The 13,811-nt window shown below is 59.4% G+C and carries 14 protein-coding genes; 8 read left to right on the top strand and 6 right to left on the bottom strand.

Annotated features, from left to right (window positions below; translation table 11 throughout):
* Position 1 precedes the first annotated feature (1 nt).
* The 3 genes from H4W29_RS15375 (at position 2) to H4W29_RS15365 (ending at position 3,024) form a co-directional block, all read left to right on the top strand.
* Positions 2-1,021 carry an ABC transporter ATP-binding protein gene (locus H4W29_RS15375; RefSeq protein WP_192729674.1) on the top strand — a complete coding sequence of 340 codons (1,020 nt, stop codon included), beginning with the start codon at positions 2-4 and terminating at the stop codon, positions 1,019-1,021.
* The gene (locus tag H4W29_RS15370; RefSeq protein WP_192729673.1) at positions 1,014-2,000 is read left to right on the top strand and encodes an ABC transporter ATP-binding protein; all 987 of its coding nucleotides are present in this window, start codon (positions 1,014-1,016) and stop codon (positions 1,998-2,000) included. Before H4W29_RS15375 ends, H4W29_RS15370 begins: the two co-directional genes overlap by 8 nt.
* A 112-nt stretch (positions 2,001-2,112) precedes the next feature.
* The gene (locus H4W29_RS15365; protein WP_192729672.1) at positions 2,113-3,024 is read left to right on the top strand and encodes a sugar kinase; all 912 of its coding nucleotides are present in this window, start codon (positions 2,113-2,115) and stop codon (positions 3,022-3,024) included.
* Positions 3,025-3,116: 92 nt separating this feature from the next.
* Here H4W29_RS15365 and H4W29_RS15360 read toward each other — a convergent pair whose 3' ends face one another.
* Positions 3,117-3,308, bottom strand: a complete 192-nt coding sequence (locus tag H4W29_RS15360; protein ID WP_192729671.1) for a DUF2735 domain-containing protein — start codon at positions 3,306-3,308, stop codon at positions 3,117-3,119.
* 427 nt (positions 3,309-3,735) lie between these two features.
* On the opposite strand from H4W29_RS15360, the gene H4W29_RS15355 reads away from it, so the two are divergent.
* Both H4W29_RS15355 and H4W29_RS15350 read left to right on the top strand, forming a co-directional pair.
* Positions 3,736-4,776 (top strand): glutamine synthetase beta-grasp domain-containing protein, encoded by a 1,041-nt coding sequence (locus tag H4W29_RS15355; RefSeq protein WP_192729670.1) that lies wholly within the window; start codon positions 3,736-3,738, stop codon positions 4,774-4,776.
* Positions 4,777-5,022: 246 nt separating this feature from the next.
* Complete coding sequence (locus tag H4W29_RS15350) at positions 5,023-6,207, top strand: glycosyltransferase family 4 protein (RefSeq protein ID WP_192729669.1); 1,185 nt, start codon at positions 5,023-5,025, stop codon at positions 6,205-6,207.
* A 3-nt stretch (positions 6,208-6,210) separates the two neighbouring features.
* Here the strand turns inward: H4W29_RS15350 and H4W29_RS15345 are convergent, their stop codons facing one another.
* Positions 6,211-7,224, bottom strand: a complete 1,014-nt coding sequence (locus H4W29_RS15345; RefSeq protein WP_192729668.1) for an alpha/beta hydrolase — start codon at positions 7,222-7,224, stop codon at positions 6,211-6,213.
* 164 nt (positions 7,225-7,388) lie between these two features.
* Here H4W29_RS15345 and H4W29_RS15340 point away from each other — a divergent pair, with 164 nt between their 5' ends.
* A complete protein-coding gene (locus H4W29_RS15340) occupies positions 7,389-7,826 on the top strand; it encodes a MarR family winged helix-turn-helix transcriptional regulator (RefSeq protein ID WP_192729667.1) in 438 nt (145 codons plus the stop codon).
* A 64-nt stretch (positions 7,827-7,890) separates the two neighbouring features.
* Here H4W29_RS15340 and der read toward each other — a convergent pair whose 3' ends face one another.
* The 3 genes from der to H4W29_RS15325 form a co-directional block, all read right to left on the bottom strand.
* Positions 7,891-9,315, bottom strand: coding sequence for a ribosome biogenesis GTPase Der (gene der, locus H4W29_RS15335; protein WP_192729666.1), 1,425 nt, complete (start codon positions 9,313-9,315; stop codon positions 7,891-7,893).
* A gap of 15 nt (positions 9,316-9,330) precedes the next feature.
* On the bottom strand, positions 9,331-10,014 hold the full coding sequence (locus tag H4W29_RS15330; protein ID WP_192729665.1) for a tetratricopeptide repeat protein: 684 nt from the start codon (positions 10,012-10,014) through the stop codon (positions 9,331-9,333).
* 101 nt (positions 10,015-10,115) lie between these two features.
* A complete protein-coding gene (locus tag H4W29_RS15325; protein ID WP_192729664.1) occupies positions 10,116-10,712 on the bottom strand; it encodes an NnrU family protein in 597 nt (198 codons plus the stop codon).
* 129 nt (positions 10,713-10,841) lie between these two features.
* Here H4W29_RS15325 and H4W29_RS15320 point away from each other — a divergent pair, with 129 nt between their 5' ends.
* Together H4W29_RS15320 and H4W29_RS15315 are read left to right on the top strand one after the other, a co-directional pair.
* The gene (locus H4W29_RS15320) at positions 10,842-11,831 is read left to right on the top strand and encodes a polysaccharide deacetylase family protein (RefSeq protein ID WP_192729663.1); all 990 of its coding nucleotides are present in this window, start codon (positions 10,842-10,844) and stop codon (positions 11,829-11,831) included.
* Positions 11,832-11,951: 120 nt separating this feature from the next.
* Complete coding sequence (locus H4W29_RS15315; RefSeq protein WP_192729662.1) at positions 11,952-12,482, top strand: PAS domain-containing protein; 531 nt, start codon at positions 11,952-11,954, stop codon at positions 12,480-12,482.
* A gap of 61 nt (positions 12,483-12,543) precedes the next feature.
* Here the strand turns inward: H4W29_RS15315 and sbmA are convergent, their stop codons facing one another.
* Positions 12,544-13,809 carry a peptide antibiotic transporter SbmA gene (sbmA, locus tag H4W29_RS15310; protein ID WP_192729661.1) on the bottom strand — a complete coding sequence of 422 codons (1,266 nt, stop codon included), beginning with the start codon at positions 13,807-13,809 and terminating at the stop codon, positions 12,544-12,546.
* Between the last annotated feature and the right edge of the window lie 2 nt (positions 13,810-13,811).

Raw genomic sequence — 13,811 nt, 5'->3', positions numbered from 1 at the left:
GATGACCCAGGAAAACAAAAAAGAAAAACAGCAGGATACGCTTCTCGAACTGAAGGATTACTCGATCACCTTCGAAACACCCGAGGGTCAGGTGAAAGCGGTCTCCAACATGAACCTGACGGTCCGTCGCGGCGAACGCATCGCCATCGTCGGCGAATCCGGTTCGGGCAAGAGCCAGACCTTCCTGGGCGTCATGGGCCTGCTTGCCAAGAACGGCAAGACGACAGGCCAGGCCCTGCTCGAAGGCAAGGACGTGCTGTCACTGAAACCACGCGAGCTCGACCATGTCCGCGGCAAGGACATGGCCATGGTCTTCCAGGATCCGATGACGGCACTCAATCCGTCTCTTCGTATTTCCCGGCAATTGACGGAACAACTCGAAATCCACCGCGGCTTCACTGCCAAGGCGGCATCGACCGAAGCGCTCGACATGCTGAAGCGTGTCGGCATCCCTGATCCCACCCGCCGTTTCGGCCTCTATCCGCACGAGCTTTCGGGCGGCATGCGCCAGCGCATCGTCATCGCTATGGCGCTGCTCACCAAGCCGAAGCTCCTGATTGCCGACGAGCCGACCACCGCGCTCGACGTAACCATCCAGGCGCAGATCCTCGATCTCTTCAACGATCTGACGGCAGAGATGAACACGGCACTGATCATGATCACCCACGACCTCGGCGTCGTCGCGGGCCTCGCCGATAAGGTGGCCGTCATGTATGCCGGCCGCATCGTCGAGGAAGCGCCTGTCGACGAACTCTTCGAAAACCCGGCCCATCCGTATACCGCAGCACTGCATGCTTCGATCCCGCGCCCGGATCAGGATGTCGACGATCTCGTTGTCATTCCCGGCCGCCCGCCGAATCTGCAGCACCTGCCGAAGGGTTGCAATTTCTCGCCGCGCTGCTCGCAGGTCCAGGACGATTGCATCGACCGACCGCCGCAGCTTCAACAACAGGGGGCAAATCATTGCGCCGCCTGCTTCCATCCCTTCCCCCGCCGCGAGGAGTTGCTGAGCCATGGCTGAACGCTCGCTTCTGAGGGTCGAGAACCTGACGACCCAGTTCGAGATTCCCTCGAAATCCTTCTTCAAGCCGCCGCTGATGCTGACGGCCGTCAACAATGTCAGCTTCGACCTCGCCGAAGGCCGCACGCTCGGCATCGTCGGCGAATCCGGCTGCGGCAAATCCACGCTCGGCCGCTCGATCCTGCGTCTTCTGAAGTCGCAGAAGGGCCGTATCCTCTGGCAGGGCCGCAACCTGCTTGATCTCTCGGATGAGGAAATGCGTGCCGCACGCCGCGACATGCAGATCATCTTCCAGGATCCGATTGCCTCGCTCGATCCGCGCATGACGGTCGGCGACATCATCGCCGAGCCGCTCACCGTTTTCGAGCCGAAGCTGACGAAAGCCCAGCGGCTGGAGCGCGTACGCGAGATCATGGCCGCCGTCGGCCTGGTGCCGGAGATGATCAACCGCTATCCGCACGAATTTTCGGGCGGTCAGGCGCAGCGCATCGGTATTGCCCGCGCCGTCGTCACCCGGCCAAAGCTCATCATCTGCGACGAGCCGGTCTCGGCCCTCGACGTGTCGATCCAGGGTCAGGTCATCACGCTGCTTCGCAAGCTGCGCAAGGAGTTTGGCCTGACGCTGATCTTCATCAGCCACGACCTCTCGGTGGTGCGCCTGATCTCCGATGACGTGCTGGTTCTCTATCTGGGCAAGGTCGTCGAAGCGGGCGATTGCGCCACTGTCTTCGAACATCCGGCCCACCCGTACACGCAGGCGCTTTTCTCGGCGGCGCCGATCCCGGATCCAAAGCTCGCGCGTCTGCGCAGCCGCATCCGCCTGCAAGGCGATCCGCCTTCACCGCTGAACCCGCCAAAGGGCTGCGTCTTCTCGCCGCGCTGCTGGAAGGCGACGGATGTCTGTCGCACCGAAATGCCGCCGACGGAACTCGTCCGCCCCGGCCAGACGGCTGCCTGCTACCATATGGACAGGCCCTGACACGACATTCTCCATCGCCCCGCAACGGGCGATGGACTTTCAACTCTCCTTGACTTGTCTCCTCCCGCCTCTTCGCGTATCCGCAAGAGCAGAAAAAATCCGGGAGGACGGCTTGAGCGGACGGTTTCTGTCGATTGGCGAATGCATGGTGGAGCTCTCGCAGGCGGGTGAAGGCCTCCTGCGGAAAGGCTTTGCCGGCGATACCTTCAACACCGCATGGTATGCTCGCGCCTGCCTGCCCTCCGCCTGGTCGGTCGATTATTTCACCGCGCTCGGCGATGATCCCATGTCCGATGAAATGGTCGCCTTCATGGGCAAGGCCGGTATCGGCACGGATCTCATCCACCGCATCAAGGGCAAGACGCCCGGCCTCTACATGATCAATCTCAGGGATGGCGAACGCTCCTTCAGCTACTGGCGCGATAGTTCCGCCGCCCGCAGTCTCGCCGCCGATCCTGACCGCCTGCGTGAAGCCGTGGAAAGTGCTGACGTTGTCTATTTCTCCGGCATCACGCTTGCCATCCTCTCGCATGACGACGCCGACACGCTGCTCGCCGAAATCCGCCGCGCCAAGGCTGTCGGCAAGTTCGTGGTCTTCGATCCGAATATCCGCCCCCGCCTCTGGTCGAGTTACGATGTCATGCACACGACGATCAGCGAAGGCGGCCGCGCTTCCTCGCTGGTCATGCCGAGCTTCGACGACGAGGTTGCCCATTTCGGAGACGCCTCTATCGACGCCACCATCGAACGCTATCTTGCGCTCGGTGCCTCACATGTCGTTGTCAAGAACGGTGCGGAAGGCGCAACGCTGAGCTTCGCCAACGAGAAAGCTTACGTGCCGGCAGAAAAGGTGAAAATGGTCGTCGACACGACGAGCGCGGGCGACAGTTTCAACGGCGCGTTTCTTGCTCATTATCTGGAGAACCGGGACGCGCCGGCAGCCGCTCGCTTCGCGGCCAAAATCGCCGCCCACGTGGTCAGCGAGCACGGCGCACTCGTGCCGAAGGAAAAGCTCGGCCTCTGATATCGGGATTGAAGCCTGCGCATGTCGCTTGATCTAGCGGCCACGCGCAGGCTCGCCCCCGCCTAAGCGGTCATTCATCATCGATCGTCAGATCAGGAATTGGGCTTCTTGCCGTCCGTGCGAACGGCTTCGTCGTGATACCAGCAGCTGTCGAGCGCAGCGTCACACACACCAGCAGCCTCCCGCTCCATCATCCGAAAGCGCTCGAAGCGGTTCTGGGCCTGAACGGCCTTGACGGGAAACTGGTAGATTGTCGCGGATTCACGATGGAAACCGATTGCCATGAGATAGCCTTCCTTTAGTTCGGCCTATCAACATTCACGGTCTGCATAGTAGCATAATGCACATAGTTTATGCAAATTGCACAAAATAAGGGCAATGGTGCAATTATAAACGACCGACACAGCATTTCCTGATTAAGCTCGCGCTGATTTGTTTAAAACTTCATCCGTCAACCTAAACGCCGGAATTTTCATCCGGTTCCAAGACGGAAAATGCCCATCTCAACGCGGATAGCCGTATACCGGCTCCGTCAGGCCCTCCGCCGGATCGGCTTTGAAATCGCGCTGGCGGAGTGATTCGTAAATTTTTTATGTCGATTGCCGGATCTGGCACGCTACGTGCTTTAGAAGAGGCATCCCCTGGCGGGAGAGCGCACTCTTGCGTCTACTGCCTCAGGATTTGCTCAAGTTCGCAGCAGAGAGAGTCGCGATGACAAAGTATAAGCTCGAGTATATTTGGCTCGATGGGTACACCCCGGTACCGAACCTGCGTGGCAAGACGCAGATCAAGGAATTCGATAATTTCCCGACGCTCGAACAGCTCCCGCTCTGGGGCTTCGATGGTTCGTCGACGATGCAGGCTGAAGGCCGCAGCTCTGACTGCGTGCTGAAGCCCGTCGCCATCTATCCCGATCCGGCCCGCACCAACGGCGTGCTCGTCATGTGCGAAGTCATGATGCCGGATGGCGTGACCCCGCATGCAAGCAACGCCCGTGCGACCATCCTCGACGACGAAGATGCCTGGTTCGGCTTCGAACAGGAATATTTCTTCTACGAAAACGGCCGTCCGCTCGGTTTCCCGGAGAGCGGCTACCCGGCTCCGCAGGGCCCGTATTACACCGGCGTCGGCTACTCGAATGTCGGTTCGGTTGCCCGCGAAATCGTCGAAGAGCATCTCGACCTCTGCCTCGCAGCCGGCATCAACCACGAAGGCATCAATGCCGAAGTGGCCAAGGGCCAGTGGGAATTCCAGATTTTTGGCAAGGGCTCCAAGAAGGCCGCCGACCAGATCTGGATGGCGCGCTATCTCCTGCAGCGCTTGACCGAAAAATACGGCATCGACATCGAGTATCACTGCAAGCCGCTCGGCGACACCGACTGGAACGGTTCGGGCATGCATTGCAACTTCTCGACCAAGTTCATGCGCGAAGTTGGCGGCAAGGCCTATTTCGAAGCGCTGATGGCCCAGTTCGACAAGAACCTGATGGACCACATCAACGTTTACGGCCCCGACAACGACAAGCGTCTGACCGGCAAGCACGAGACGGCTCCGTGGAACAAGTTCTCCTACGGTGTTGCTGACCGTGGCGCCTCGATCCGCGTTCCGCACTCCTTCGTGAAGAACGACTACAAGGGCTACCTCGAAGATCGCCGCCCGAACTCCCAGGGCTGCCCCTACCAGATCGCCTCGCAGGTTCTGAAGACCATCTCGGAAGTCCCGACTTCCGGCTTCGCTTCGGCTGCAGCCTAAGTTTTAATGCGGTGCCGGCCTCCCCGCCGGCGCCGTTCCTTTTCAAGGCGCAAAACGCCTTCCGGCCATTCATCGCCGACATAATTGCTGGCTTCTCCCGGCATAACGTCCTGTAAACACTCGCTCAGGGCTGTAATATTTCCATCATGCACTTCCGCCAGAATAGACAAGCGGGAATCGCCATTCCGGAACCCCGCCAGGGGTTGTGCGTTGCCAGAACTAAGCGACGCTGATGGAAATGGAAGCATGCTGCAACGTCCGTCAAATTCATATAGCGGCGAAAGCTGGGCTAGTGCCGCAGCAGCCGGAGCCGTGCCGGAGCGGCTGGTGATCGTGACTGACGCCTGGCATCCGCAGGTCAATGGCGTCGTCCGCTCGATCGAGAACACCAATCGCGAACTGGCCAGGATGGGTGTCGAAGTCTCGATGGTGACGCCAGAGCGTTTCGCCAGCATCCCCTGCCCCACCTACCCCGAGATCCGCCTGTCGATCGCCTGGTACCGCCGCATCGCCCGCGAGATCGAAAAGCACAATCCGTCTTACGTCCACATCGCAACGGAGGGGCCGCTCGGCCTGTCGGCGCGGCGCTGGTGCATCCGCAAGCGCATGCCCTTTTCCACCAGCTACCACACCCGCTTTCCCGAATATGTGTCGGCTCGCCTGCCGATCCCTCAGGGCTGGCTCTACGCTTTCGTGCGCTGGTTCCATAATGGCGGCGCCGGCTGCATGGTGGCCACCCCCAGTCTCGCCCGCGAACTGTCCGCCAAGGGCATTAAGAACTTGATGCCCTGGAGCCGCGGCATCGATGCCACGCAATTTCATCCGATGCCACTGGAGGAAAAGCCCTTCGGCCTTGCCCGCCCGATCTTCATGACGGTCGGCCGCGTTGCGCTGGAAAAGAACCTGCCGGCCTTCCTGGATCTCGATCTGCCCGGTTCGAAAGTCGTGGTCGGCGACGGCCCCGCACGCGCCGAACTCGAAGAACGCTATCCGGATGTGCATTTCACCGGCGTGAAATTCGGCGAGGAACTGGCAAAGGCCTATGCGCAGGCCGATGTCTTCGTCTTCCCGTCGCTGACGGATACATTCGGCAACACCATTTTGGAAGCGCTTGCCTCGGGCGTTCCCGTTGCCGCCTATCCCGTCACCGGCCCGCTGGATATTATCGGCGAGGACAGCGCCGTCGGTGCGCTGAACGGGGATCTGCGGGCGGCCTGCCTTGCGGCGCTTTCCGGCTCGCGGGAAAAGGCGCGCGAGCTTGCTATGCAATATTCCTGGGAAACGGCGACGCTGCAGTTCATCAACAATATCCGCGCCGCCAACGGCGTCATCACGCCGAAATGGAAGAAGGCGTGGCAATACGCCACCAAATCCCTTCCAAGAAGCAAAAAACCCGGCGATCCCGCCGGGCCTCTTCCTTCCGCTGACTGACCCTTACTTCTGAAGGGCAGCCCGCAGCGTATCGTTGGCGACAGAAATGGCGCTGCGAACAGCCGGTGTTTCGGCAATCGCGTTGAGCAGTACGAAGTCGTGGATCGTGCCGTTGTAGCGGATCGACGTGACCTTTACGCCTGCTTGCGACAGCTTGCGGGCATAGGCTTCTCCTTCGTCGCGCAGCACGTCGTTTTCATCGACGATGACGAGTGCTGGCGGCAGACCATTCAGCTGCTCAAGGGAAGCCTGCAGCGGCGAAGCGGTGGGCTCCTTACGCTTGGCTTCGTCAGGCAGATAGGCATTCCAGAACCACTTCATGGCTTCCTTGGTCAGCCACGGGCCATTGGCAAACTGATTGTAGGAACCGGTGTCGAAATTGGCGTCGGTGACAGGGTAGAAGAGCACCTGCTGGTCGATGGCAGGACCGCCGCGCTCCTTGGCAAGCAGCGTCACGGCGGCAGTCATATTGCCACCGACGCTATCGCCGGCAACGGCGAGCCGGCTGGCATCCACGTGGAATTCCTTGGCATGCTCGGCGACGTATTTCGTGGCCGCGTAAGCCTGCTCGATAGCGATCGGGTAACGGGCTTCCGGCGAGCGGTCATAATCGACGAAGACGACGGCAGCCTTGGCGCCATTGGCGATTTCGCGAACCAGCCGGTCATGTGTGTCGGCATCTCCCAGCACCCAGCCCCCGCCGTGGAAATACATGACGACAGGCAGCGTGCCCTTGGCGCCCTCAGGGCGAACGATGCGCAGCTTGACGCTGCCGGTCGGGCCGACCTTAATGACCTTATCTTCTTCCTGAGCGGCGAGCTTCTTCACGTCGCCCTTCTGGGCGCCAGAGAGAATGTTGCGGGCATCGGCAGGCGAGAACGTGTAGATCGGCTTGGAGCCGGCCAGACTATCGATGAATTTCTGCGTTGTCGGTTCCAGTACCGGATCGGCAAACGCTGCGGCAGTGGAAGCTGCCAGGATTGCTGCTGCGGAAACTGCGGTCTTGATCGTCGACATTGTCGTGTCCTCTTCGGGTTTGTTGCGTTCGTCCTGAACACGATTTTATATCGCACACGACAAATTACCGTACGATAGAAATTATTGCATGGCTGCCATGCATTAAAAGCGTCTACGATTATTTATCGCACGATATAATATCTCGCGGTTTTGGAGATCGTGCCATGTCGAACCAACTGAAACTCGAAAGTTTCATCTGTTTTGCCGTCTATACCGCAAGCCACGCCTTCAACCGCGTCTACAAACCTCTGCTCGACGAACTCGGCCTCACCTACCCGCAATATCTGGCGATGGTCTGCCTCTGGGAAGAAGACGGCCAGACCGTCGGCGGTCTCGGCGAAAAGCTGTTCCTGGAATCGAGCACACTGACCCCTCTCCTCAAACGCCTGGAAACAGCAGGCTACATCCGCCGCGAACGCAGCAGGCAGGACGAGCGTGTCGTCGTGCTGCACTTGACGGAAGAAGGCAAGCGGCTGAAGAAAAAGGCTGAGACCGTACCGGGCTGTATCATCGACGCAAGCGGCCGCGACGCGGATCAGCTTGTCCGGCTGCAGGCGGAAATCGTCGCGCTGCGCGAAGCTTTGAATAAGAGCGCGTCTTGAGGGCTATCGGCGCGTCCGGCAAACCCACTCTGGCCCAAGCGGCAAGGCGACAACAAGAAGCGGGTTAGGTCCGCCTCTTCTTGCCCTCAAACGGATTGTCCGGCGACCGGTAGTGGATCCGGATCGGCACGCTCGGCATATCGAAATCCGCCCGCAATCCGTTGATCAGATAACGCGTATAGGATTCCGGCAGGGCATCCGACCGGGTGCAGGACACCATGAAGGCCGGCGGGCGCGCCTTTACCTGCGTCATATATTTGAGCTTGATACGGCGGCCGGACACAGCCGGTGGCGGATGCTGAACCTGCTGCTGCTCCAGCCAGCGATTGAGCTTGGCAGTGGAGATGCGCTTGTTCCAGACACGGTCCGTATCGATGATCGACTGCATGAGCTTGTCGAGGCCCCAGCCGGTCTGGCCGGAAATCGGCACGGCGCGGATGCCGCGTGCCTGCGGCAGCAGCCGGTCGGTCTTTTCGCGCAGGTCGGCAAGCACCGCCTGACGATCCTCGATCATGTCCCATTTGTTGAAGGCGAGAACGGCCGCGCGGCCTTCGCGCAGCACCAGGTCGACGATATGCAGATCCTGCTTCTCGAAGGGAATCGTCGCGTCGAAGACGATAACAACTGTCTCGGCGAAGCGGATGGCACGTAGCGCATCGGCGACCGAAAGCTTTTCCAGCTTCTCGATCACCTTGGCCTTGCGGCGCATGCCGGCCGTATCGAACATCTTGATGGTCCGTCCGCGCCAGTCCCATTCCACGGAGATGGAATCGCGCGTGATGCCGGCTTCCGGCCCCGTCAGCAGCCGGTCCTCGCCAAGAAAGCGGTTGATGAGTGTCGACTTGCCGGCATTCGGGCGACCGACAATTGCCACGCGCAGCGGCTTGCTGTCGTCGTAAGCGGGCTCTTCGTCTTCCTCGTCCTCTTCACCCGATGATTGCGGCAGATCGACATCGGTGACAGCGACGTCTTCTTTCGACGGATAAGCGACATCCTCGCCGAGTGCCGCAACGATGGCGTCGCGCAGATCGAGCATGCCCTGCCCATGTTCGGCTGAAATCGGCACCGGTTCGCCGAGCCCAAGCGAATAGGCATCGTAGAAACCGCTGTCGGAACCGCGCGCTTCGGACTTGTTGGCGACGAGCACGACGGGCTTGCCGCGCCGGCGCAACATCTCGCCAAGGGCCGTGTCGACAGGCGTCAGCCCCGTTTTGGCATCCACGATGAACAGAGACAGATCGGCCTCGTCGATTGCCGCTTCCGTTTGCTGACGCATGCGACCCTGCAGGCTCTCATCCGTTACATCTTCGAGGCCTGCCGTATCGACAATCGTAAAACGCAGATCGACAAGCCGCGCCTCACCCGGCCGGCGGTCACGCGTCACACCCGGCGTGTCATCGACAAGCGCTAGCTTCTTCCCGACCAGACGATTGAAAAGCGTCGACTTGCCAACATTCGGGCGTCCGACGATGGCGACCGTAAAACTCATTATTTTCCCTTAAGCTCAGCCCTGCGCGGCGGGCGCCTTGCCGGATGCGGTGATGAGATCAAGCATCATATGGGCACGATTGGCAACACCGCGCGGACTGTCCACATCGTCGACGATCGACTGGAACCACTGACGCGCCTGCGCCATGTTGCCGGCCTTGTAGGCGGCAAGACCAAGCGCCTCGCGTGCCGAATGGCGGAAGGCATTCCCCGGCACGGCCATTTCCTCGACGGCGGCAGAGACCTGCTCATAGGTGCCGTTCTCGATCAGCAGCCAGCCGGCGCGCATCTTGGCGGCATCCTGCACGGCAGCCGGAACGGACTTGTCCTTGGCGATGGTCTGGAAAGACGCGATCGCGGCGGCATTATCGCCCTTCTGCGATTGAACGGTCGCAGCACGCATGCGCGCCAGAACCGGGTAAGCGCCGTGGCCTTCCTTCTCCAGCTTGTCGAGAGCGGCGAGCGCCTCATCCGTCTTGTTCTCGTCAGCAAGCTTCATCGCCGCCAGAAACTGGTCACCGGCGCCGGAGGACTGGTTGCTGTCCCAGTATTCGTAGGCGACTTTGCCGATGGTTCCGAGGACGATAAGAACGGCAACGGCAATGATATAGCGGCCGAACCGGCGCCATGCGCCCTTCATCTGGTCGGAACGCAGTTCCTCATTGACTTCACGAATGAAGCTGTCGTCGTTGAATGCCATTCTCGTCTCCGGCCGCGGATACCCATGCACAGTGCAAAACGCACATTGTCGGGCCTTCTACTCCATTTTGCGGCCGTTGTAAGGGGGATATCGCAGAATCGTCACGAAGCAAGCATCGGCAGGGGTGCTACACCGATCAGCCATTCGTGAACGCGCCAGATCACCAGCGCCCAGACAATCACGCCGATGATGACAGCATAGATGTCATATTTGGCCGAAACGAAGACCGGCAGCGTGATCTCGCCACGCCGCTGGCGCCGCTTCAGCGAGATGCGCATCACTACGCCCCAAGCGAGGAATGCAGCAAAGAGCAGCACCGAATAGGCCTCGCCATTCGACAGAAGATGGGCAAGCGCCCAGATCTTCACCGACAGAACGATCGGGTGTTTCGTCTTCGTCTTGATATAACCGGCGGGCAGGAAGCCAGCGACGAGACAGATCACCGCGATCAGCATGAGGGTGACGGTGAGATGCGCCATGCCCATCGGCGGATTGTAGAGCATGCCGATCGGCTCGCTGCTGGCGGCGCCAAAGGCGTAGATGACGAAGATCAGCGTCAGGATGCTGGCAATCGAGTGGAAGGCGATCCAGGCCGGCTTGCCGACCCTGTCGATCATCGCCTGCCGGAAGCCCGGCACGACGACGCGGATCAGGTGCAGGCCGAGGAAGAGAATGAGGCTGAGGACGAGCAGAGCCATGGTGATCTGGTTTTCCTATTTTGACGGTCAGCAATGAATTACCGGCAGACTGTGAAAAATGCCAGTAAGACCGCAGCTTCGCCGCATTTCTGTAACAGGAAAACCGCAATGCAAATTGTCGCGGTGCCCATGTTTCGTTCTATTTTTTCCGCCTCCCTCGCCCTGTCTCTGATTTTTCCTGTTGTTGCTCACGCCGCAGACAAGCCGAAGCAGCTCGTCATCATTTCCTTCGACGGCGCCCATGACAATGCGCTCTGGCAGAAAAGCCGTGAAATGGCGGCAAGGAACGGCGCGCACTTCACCTACTTCCTCTCCTGCACCTTCCTGATGAATCAGGAAGCGAAGCAGGCTTACCAGGCCCCTCATCAGAAACGCGGAAAATCCAATGTGGGCTTTGCGCAGAGTGACGACGAAATCCGCGAACGCCTCGGCAATATCTGGCACGCCCACCTCGAAGGCCATGATATTTCCAGCCACGCCTGCGGCCATTTCGACGGCCGCCAATGGAGCGAAGCGGACTGGTCAGCCGAATATGCGACTTTCAAGACCACATTGAAGAACGCTTGGAGAAGCGTCGGCCTGCAAGAGCCAGCCGGCTGGCGGGATCTCGTCGATCGCGGCATCAGGGGCTTTCGCGCTCCCTACCTTTCGACAGGCGGCGGCGCCGACATGGTCGCAGCTGAAAAGAAGGCCGGCTTCACCTATGACGCGAGCCTCGTCACAAAGGGACCGGCAATACCCGTCGAGGAAGACGGCATCATACGCTTTGGCCTACCTCTCATTCCCGAAGGTCCGGGTGAAAAGCCAATCATCGGCATGGATTACAATCTCTTCGTCCGCCACTCCAAGGGCGAGGAGGATGCAGCTGACAGCGCCGCTTTCGAAGAGCGCGCCTATGCCGCCTTCAAGGAAGCCTTCGACAAGCAATATGCGGGCAGCCGCACTCCCCTACAGCTCGGCTTCCACTTTGTGGAAATGAACGGTGGCGCCTATTGGCGCGCGCTCGACAGGCTGGTGAGCGACGTTTGCCACAGATCAGATGTTGCCTGTGTCAGCTATTCCGAAGCGATCCCGATGATCAAAGCCCGCGGCAAGCTGCAAGAGACGTCCGGGTTGTAGGCACCTGGCGCTTAAAACCCTTGGATATCAAAAACTCTCGCACGTATTGATTGCATCGGGGCTGCGCTTTGATAAGCATTGCCTCATGAGCGTGCTGCAAGCATGGGGAGGTGCGACGTCATGACATTTATTGAAAACCTGAGGCGCCCGGCCGACAAAGACGAATTTCCGGTCTGTGAAACCGGCTTTTTCACCTGGGATATCGTTGCCAACCTCCTCTATGGCGACGGAGCGGTCGCTGAAATATTCGGACTCGATGCTACGGAAACGGCAAGCGGTCTGCCGCTAGAAGCCTACGTCGCCCGCATCCATCCGGAGGATCAGCCGGGCGCCGCCAAAGTCATCCGCGATACGATCCTGACACAGGAGCCGGAGCAACAGAACTACCGCGTACGTCGCGCCAACGGCGTCTTCCAGCAGGTCATGGCATTCGGACGATGCTTCCGTGACAAGAACGGCATCCCGTCCCTTTACGGCGGCATCGTCTTTCCCCTCCCTGAGGAAGCGCCTGTCGCTACACCGCTGCTCGATCATTGCCTGGCCGCCTACGACATCGCAGTCAAGGAGGGCAACATGGCCGTTGCCGAGCATATCGTGGAAGCCCTGATGGATATGGACTGGAAAAATACCGGCTGCACGCGCCCGAACTGACAGTTTTCGAGGAGATGATAAAAGAAGGGCCACCGCAGCGGTGGCCCTTTTTCGTTTCGTATCAACCGTCGGCGTGAACAGCGCCTGCCTCGTGCTCCAAATAGCGCTGGTCGATATCCGGCAGCGGCTCGTCGTCAATTGCCGCCTCGAAAGCCTTGAGGCGCTTGTGGATGGACAGCAGTTCGATGATCGTCGTCCAGGAGTTGACGAGATACTGGAAGGAATTGCTGACCTGACCGAAAGCGGTCGCGATCTGCTGGAAGATACCGTAGGTGATGGCGCCGGCAACGATGGTCGGAGCCATAAAGAAGTAGACGAAAAGATTGTCGGCCTGCAGATAAAACGAGCGGGCAACATTGAAATACAGATAGTGAAAGTACAGCGTGAAATAATTTCTTCGCACTCTTGAGAACAGCTCCTGCATCGTCGGCGGCTGTGCTCGGTCGGCATGATCCTCGCCATAGACCAGCTCCTTGCGGTAGGCCGCCTCCACGCGCTGGTTCTTGAAATTCAGCCCGGGCAATTTGATGCCCGCGATAGCGAGCAGGACGGTACCGAAAGCCGACCAGAAGATAGCGAGCCAGAAGAGAGAGTTTGGCACTTCGCCGAGTATCGGCAGGCTCGTCACGTAATGCGACAGCGCCAGCATGATCGGCAGGAAGACGACCAGCGTCATCACCGAATTGATCAGGTTGATGCCGAGACCTTCCAGGGTAGTGGAAAAGCGCATCGTATCTTCCTGCACGCGCTGGGATGCGCCTTCGATATGGCGAAGCTTTTCCCAATTGGCCATGTAGAAATTGTTCATCGCCGTCCGCCAGCGGAAGATGTAATGGCTGGTGAAGAAGTCGGTCAGGATCGATACGAGCATGCTGAGGAAGGCGATTTGCGCGAAGATCAGAAATAGATCGTAGAAGTTCTCGACGGTGATACCCGGCTGCTTCGTTAGCGCATTTTGCAAGAGATCGCCGAACGGCCGGCGCCAGTTGTTGATGACGACTGTGATCTGCACGCCAAAATAGGTCACGAAGATAATCAGCGCCGAGCCCCAGATGGACCACATCTTCCACGGATGGCTGAGTGCCTTCAAATGCCAGAAACCGCAGAAGATCAGCGCGGCTAAAAAGAAGTAGCCGTAGAACCAGAGATTTTCCGGCAGCAGAAAGAACGAGAGATCGATCGGCTGCTGCTCCTCGGGAACAGGCGTAAAACCAAGCGAAGCACCGAGACCGGCGGCGAAGAAATACCAGCCGAAAATTGCAGCCAGCGTCCAGACTACGAGCGAAATAAAGAACGCCTTTGGCTGGGGAAAGAAGGAATGAAACACGG

The sequence above is a fragment of the Rhizobium viscosum genome (genome assembly GCF_014873945.1).
GTDB lineage: Bacteria > Pseudomonadota > Alphaproteobacteria > Rhizobiales > Rhizobiaceae > Rhizobium > Rhizobium viscosum.
Note: the sequence above shows the minus strand (reverse complement) of the source record. Positions and strands in the feature narration are given on the sequence as shown.

Bases quoted from the DNA above. Each gene is read 5' to 3' on its own strand.
- H4W29_RS15375 (WP_192729674.1), top strand. From the start codon at position 2: ATGACCCAGGAAAACAAAAAAGAAAAACAGCAGGATACGCTTCTCGAA.
- H4W29_RS15370 (WP_192729673.1), top strand. From the start codon at position 1,014: ATGGCTGAACGCTCGCTTCTGAGGGTCGAGAACCTGACGACCCAGTTC.
- H4W29_RS15360 (WP_192729671.1), bottom strand. From the start codon at position 3,308: ATGGCAATCGGTTTCCATCGTGAATCCGCGACAATCTACCAGTTTCCC.
- H4W29_RS15355 (WP_192729670.1), top strand. From the start codon at position 3,736: ATGACAAAGTATAAGCTCGAGTATATTTGGCTCGATGGGTACACCCCG.
- H4W29_RS15350 (WP_192729669.1), top strand. From the start codon at position 5,023: ATGCTGCAACGTCCGTCAAATTCATATAGCGGCGAAAGCTGGGCTAGT.
- H4W29_RS15345 (WP_192729668.1), bottom strand. From the start codon at position 7,224: ATGTCGACGATCAAGACCGCAGTTTCCGCAGCAGCAATCCTGGCAGCT.
- H4W29_RS15340 (WP_192729667.1), top strand. From the start codon at position 7,389: ATGTCGAACCAACTGAAACTCGAAAGTTTCATCTGTTTTGCCGTCTAT.
- der (WP_192729666.1), bottom strand. From the start codon at position 9,315: ATGAGTTTTACGGTCGCCATCGTCGGACGCCCGAATGTTGGCAAGTCG.
- H4W29_RS15330 (WP_192729665.1), bottom strand. From the start codon at position 10,014: ATGGCATTCAACGACGACAGCTTCATTCGTGAAGTCAATGAGGAACTG.
- H4W29_RS15325 (WP_192729664.1), bottom strand. From the start codon at position 10,712: ATGGCTCTGCTCGTCCTCAGCCTCATTCTCTTCCTCGGCCTGCACCTG.
- H4W29_RS15320 (WP_192729663.1), top strand. From the start codon at position 10,842: ATGTTTCGTTCTATTTTTTCCGCCTCCCTCGCCCTGTCTCTGATTTTT.
- H4W29_RS15315 (WP_192729662.1), top strand. From the start codon at position 11,952: ATGACATTTATTGAAAACCTGAGGCGCCCGGCCGACAAAGACGAATTT.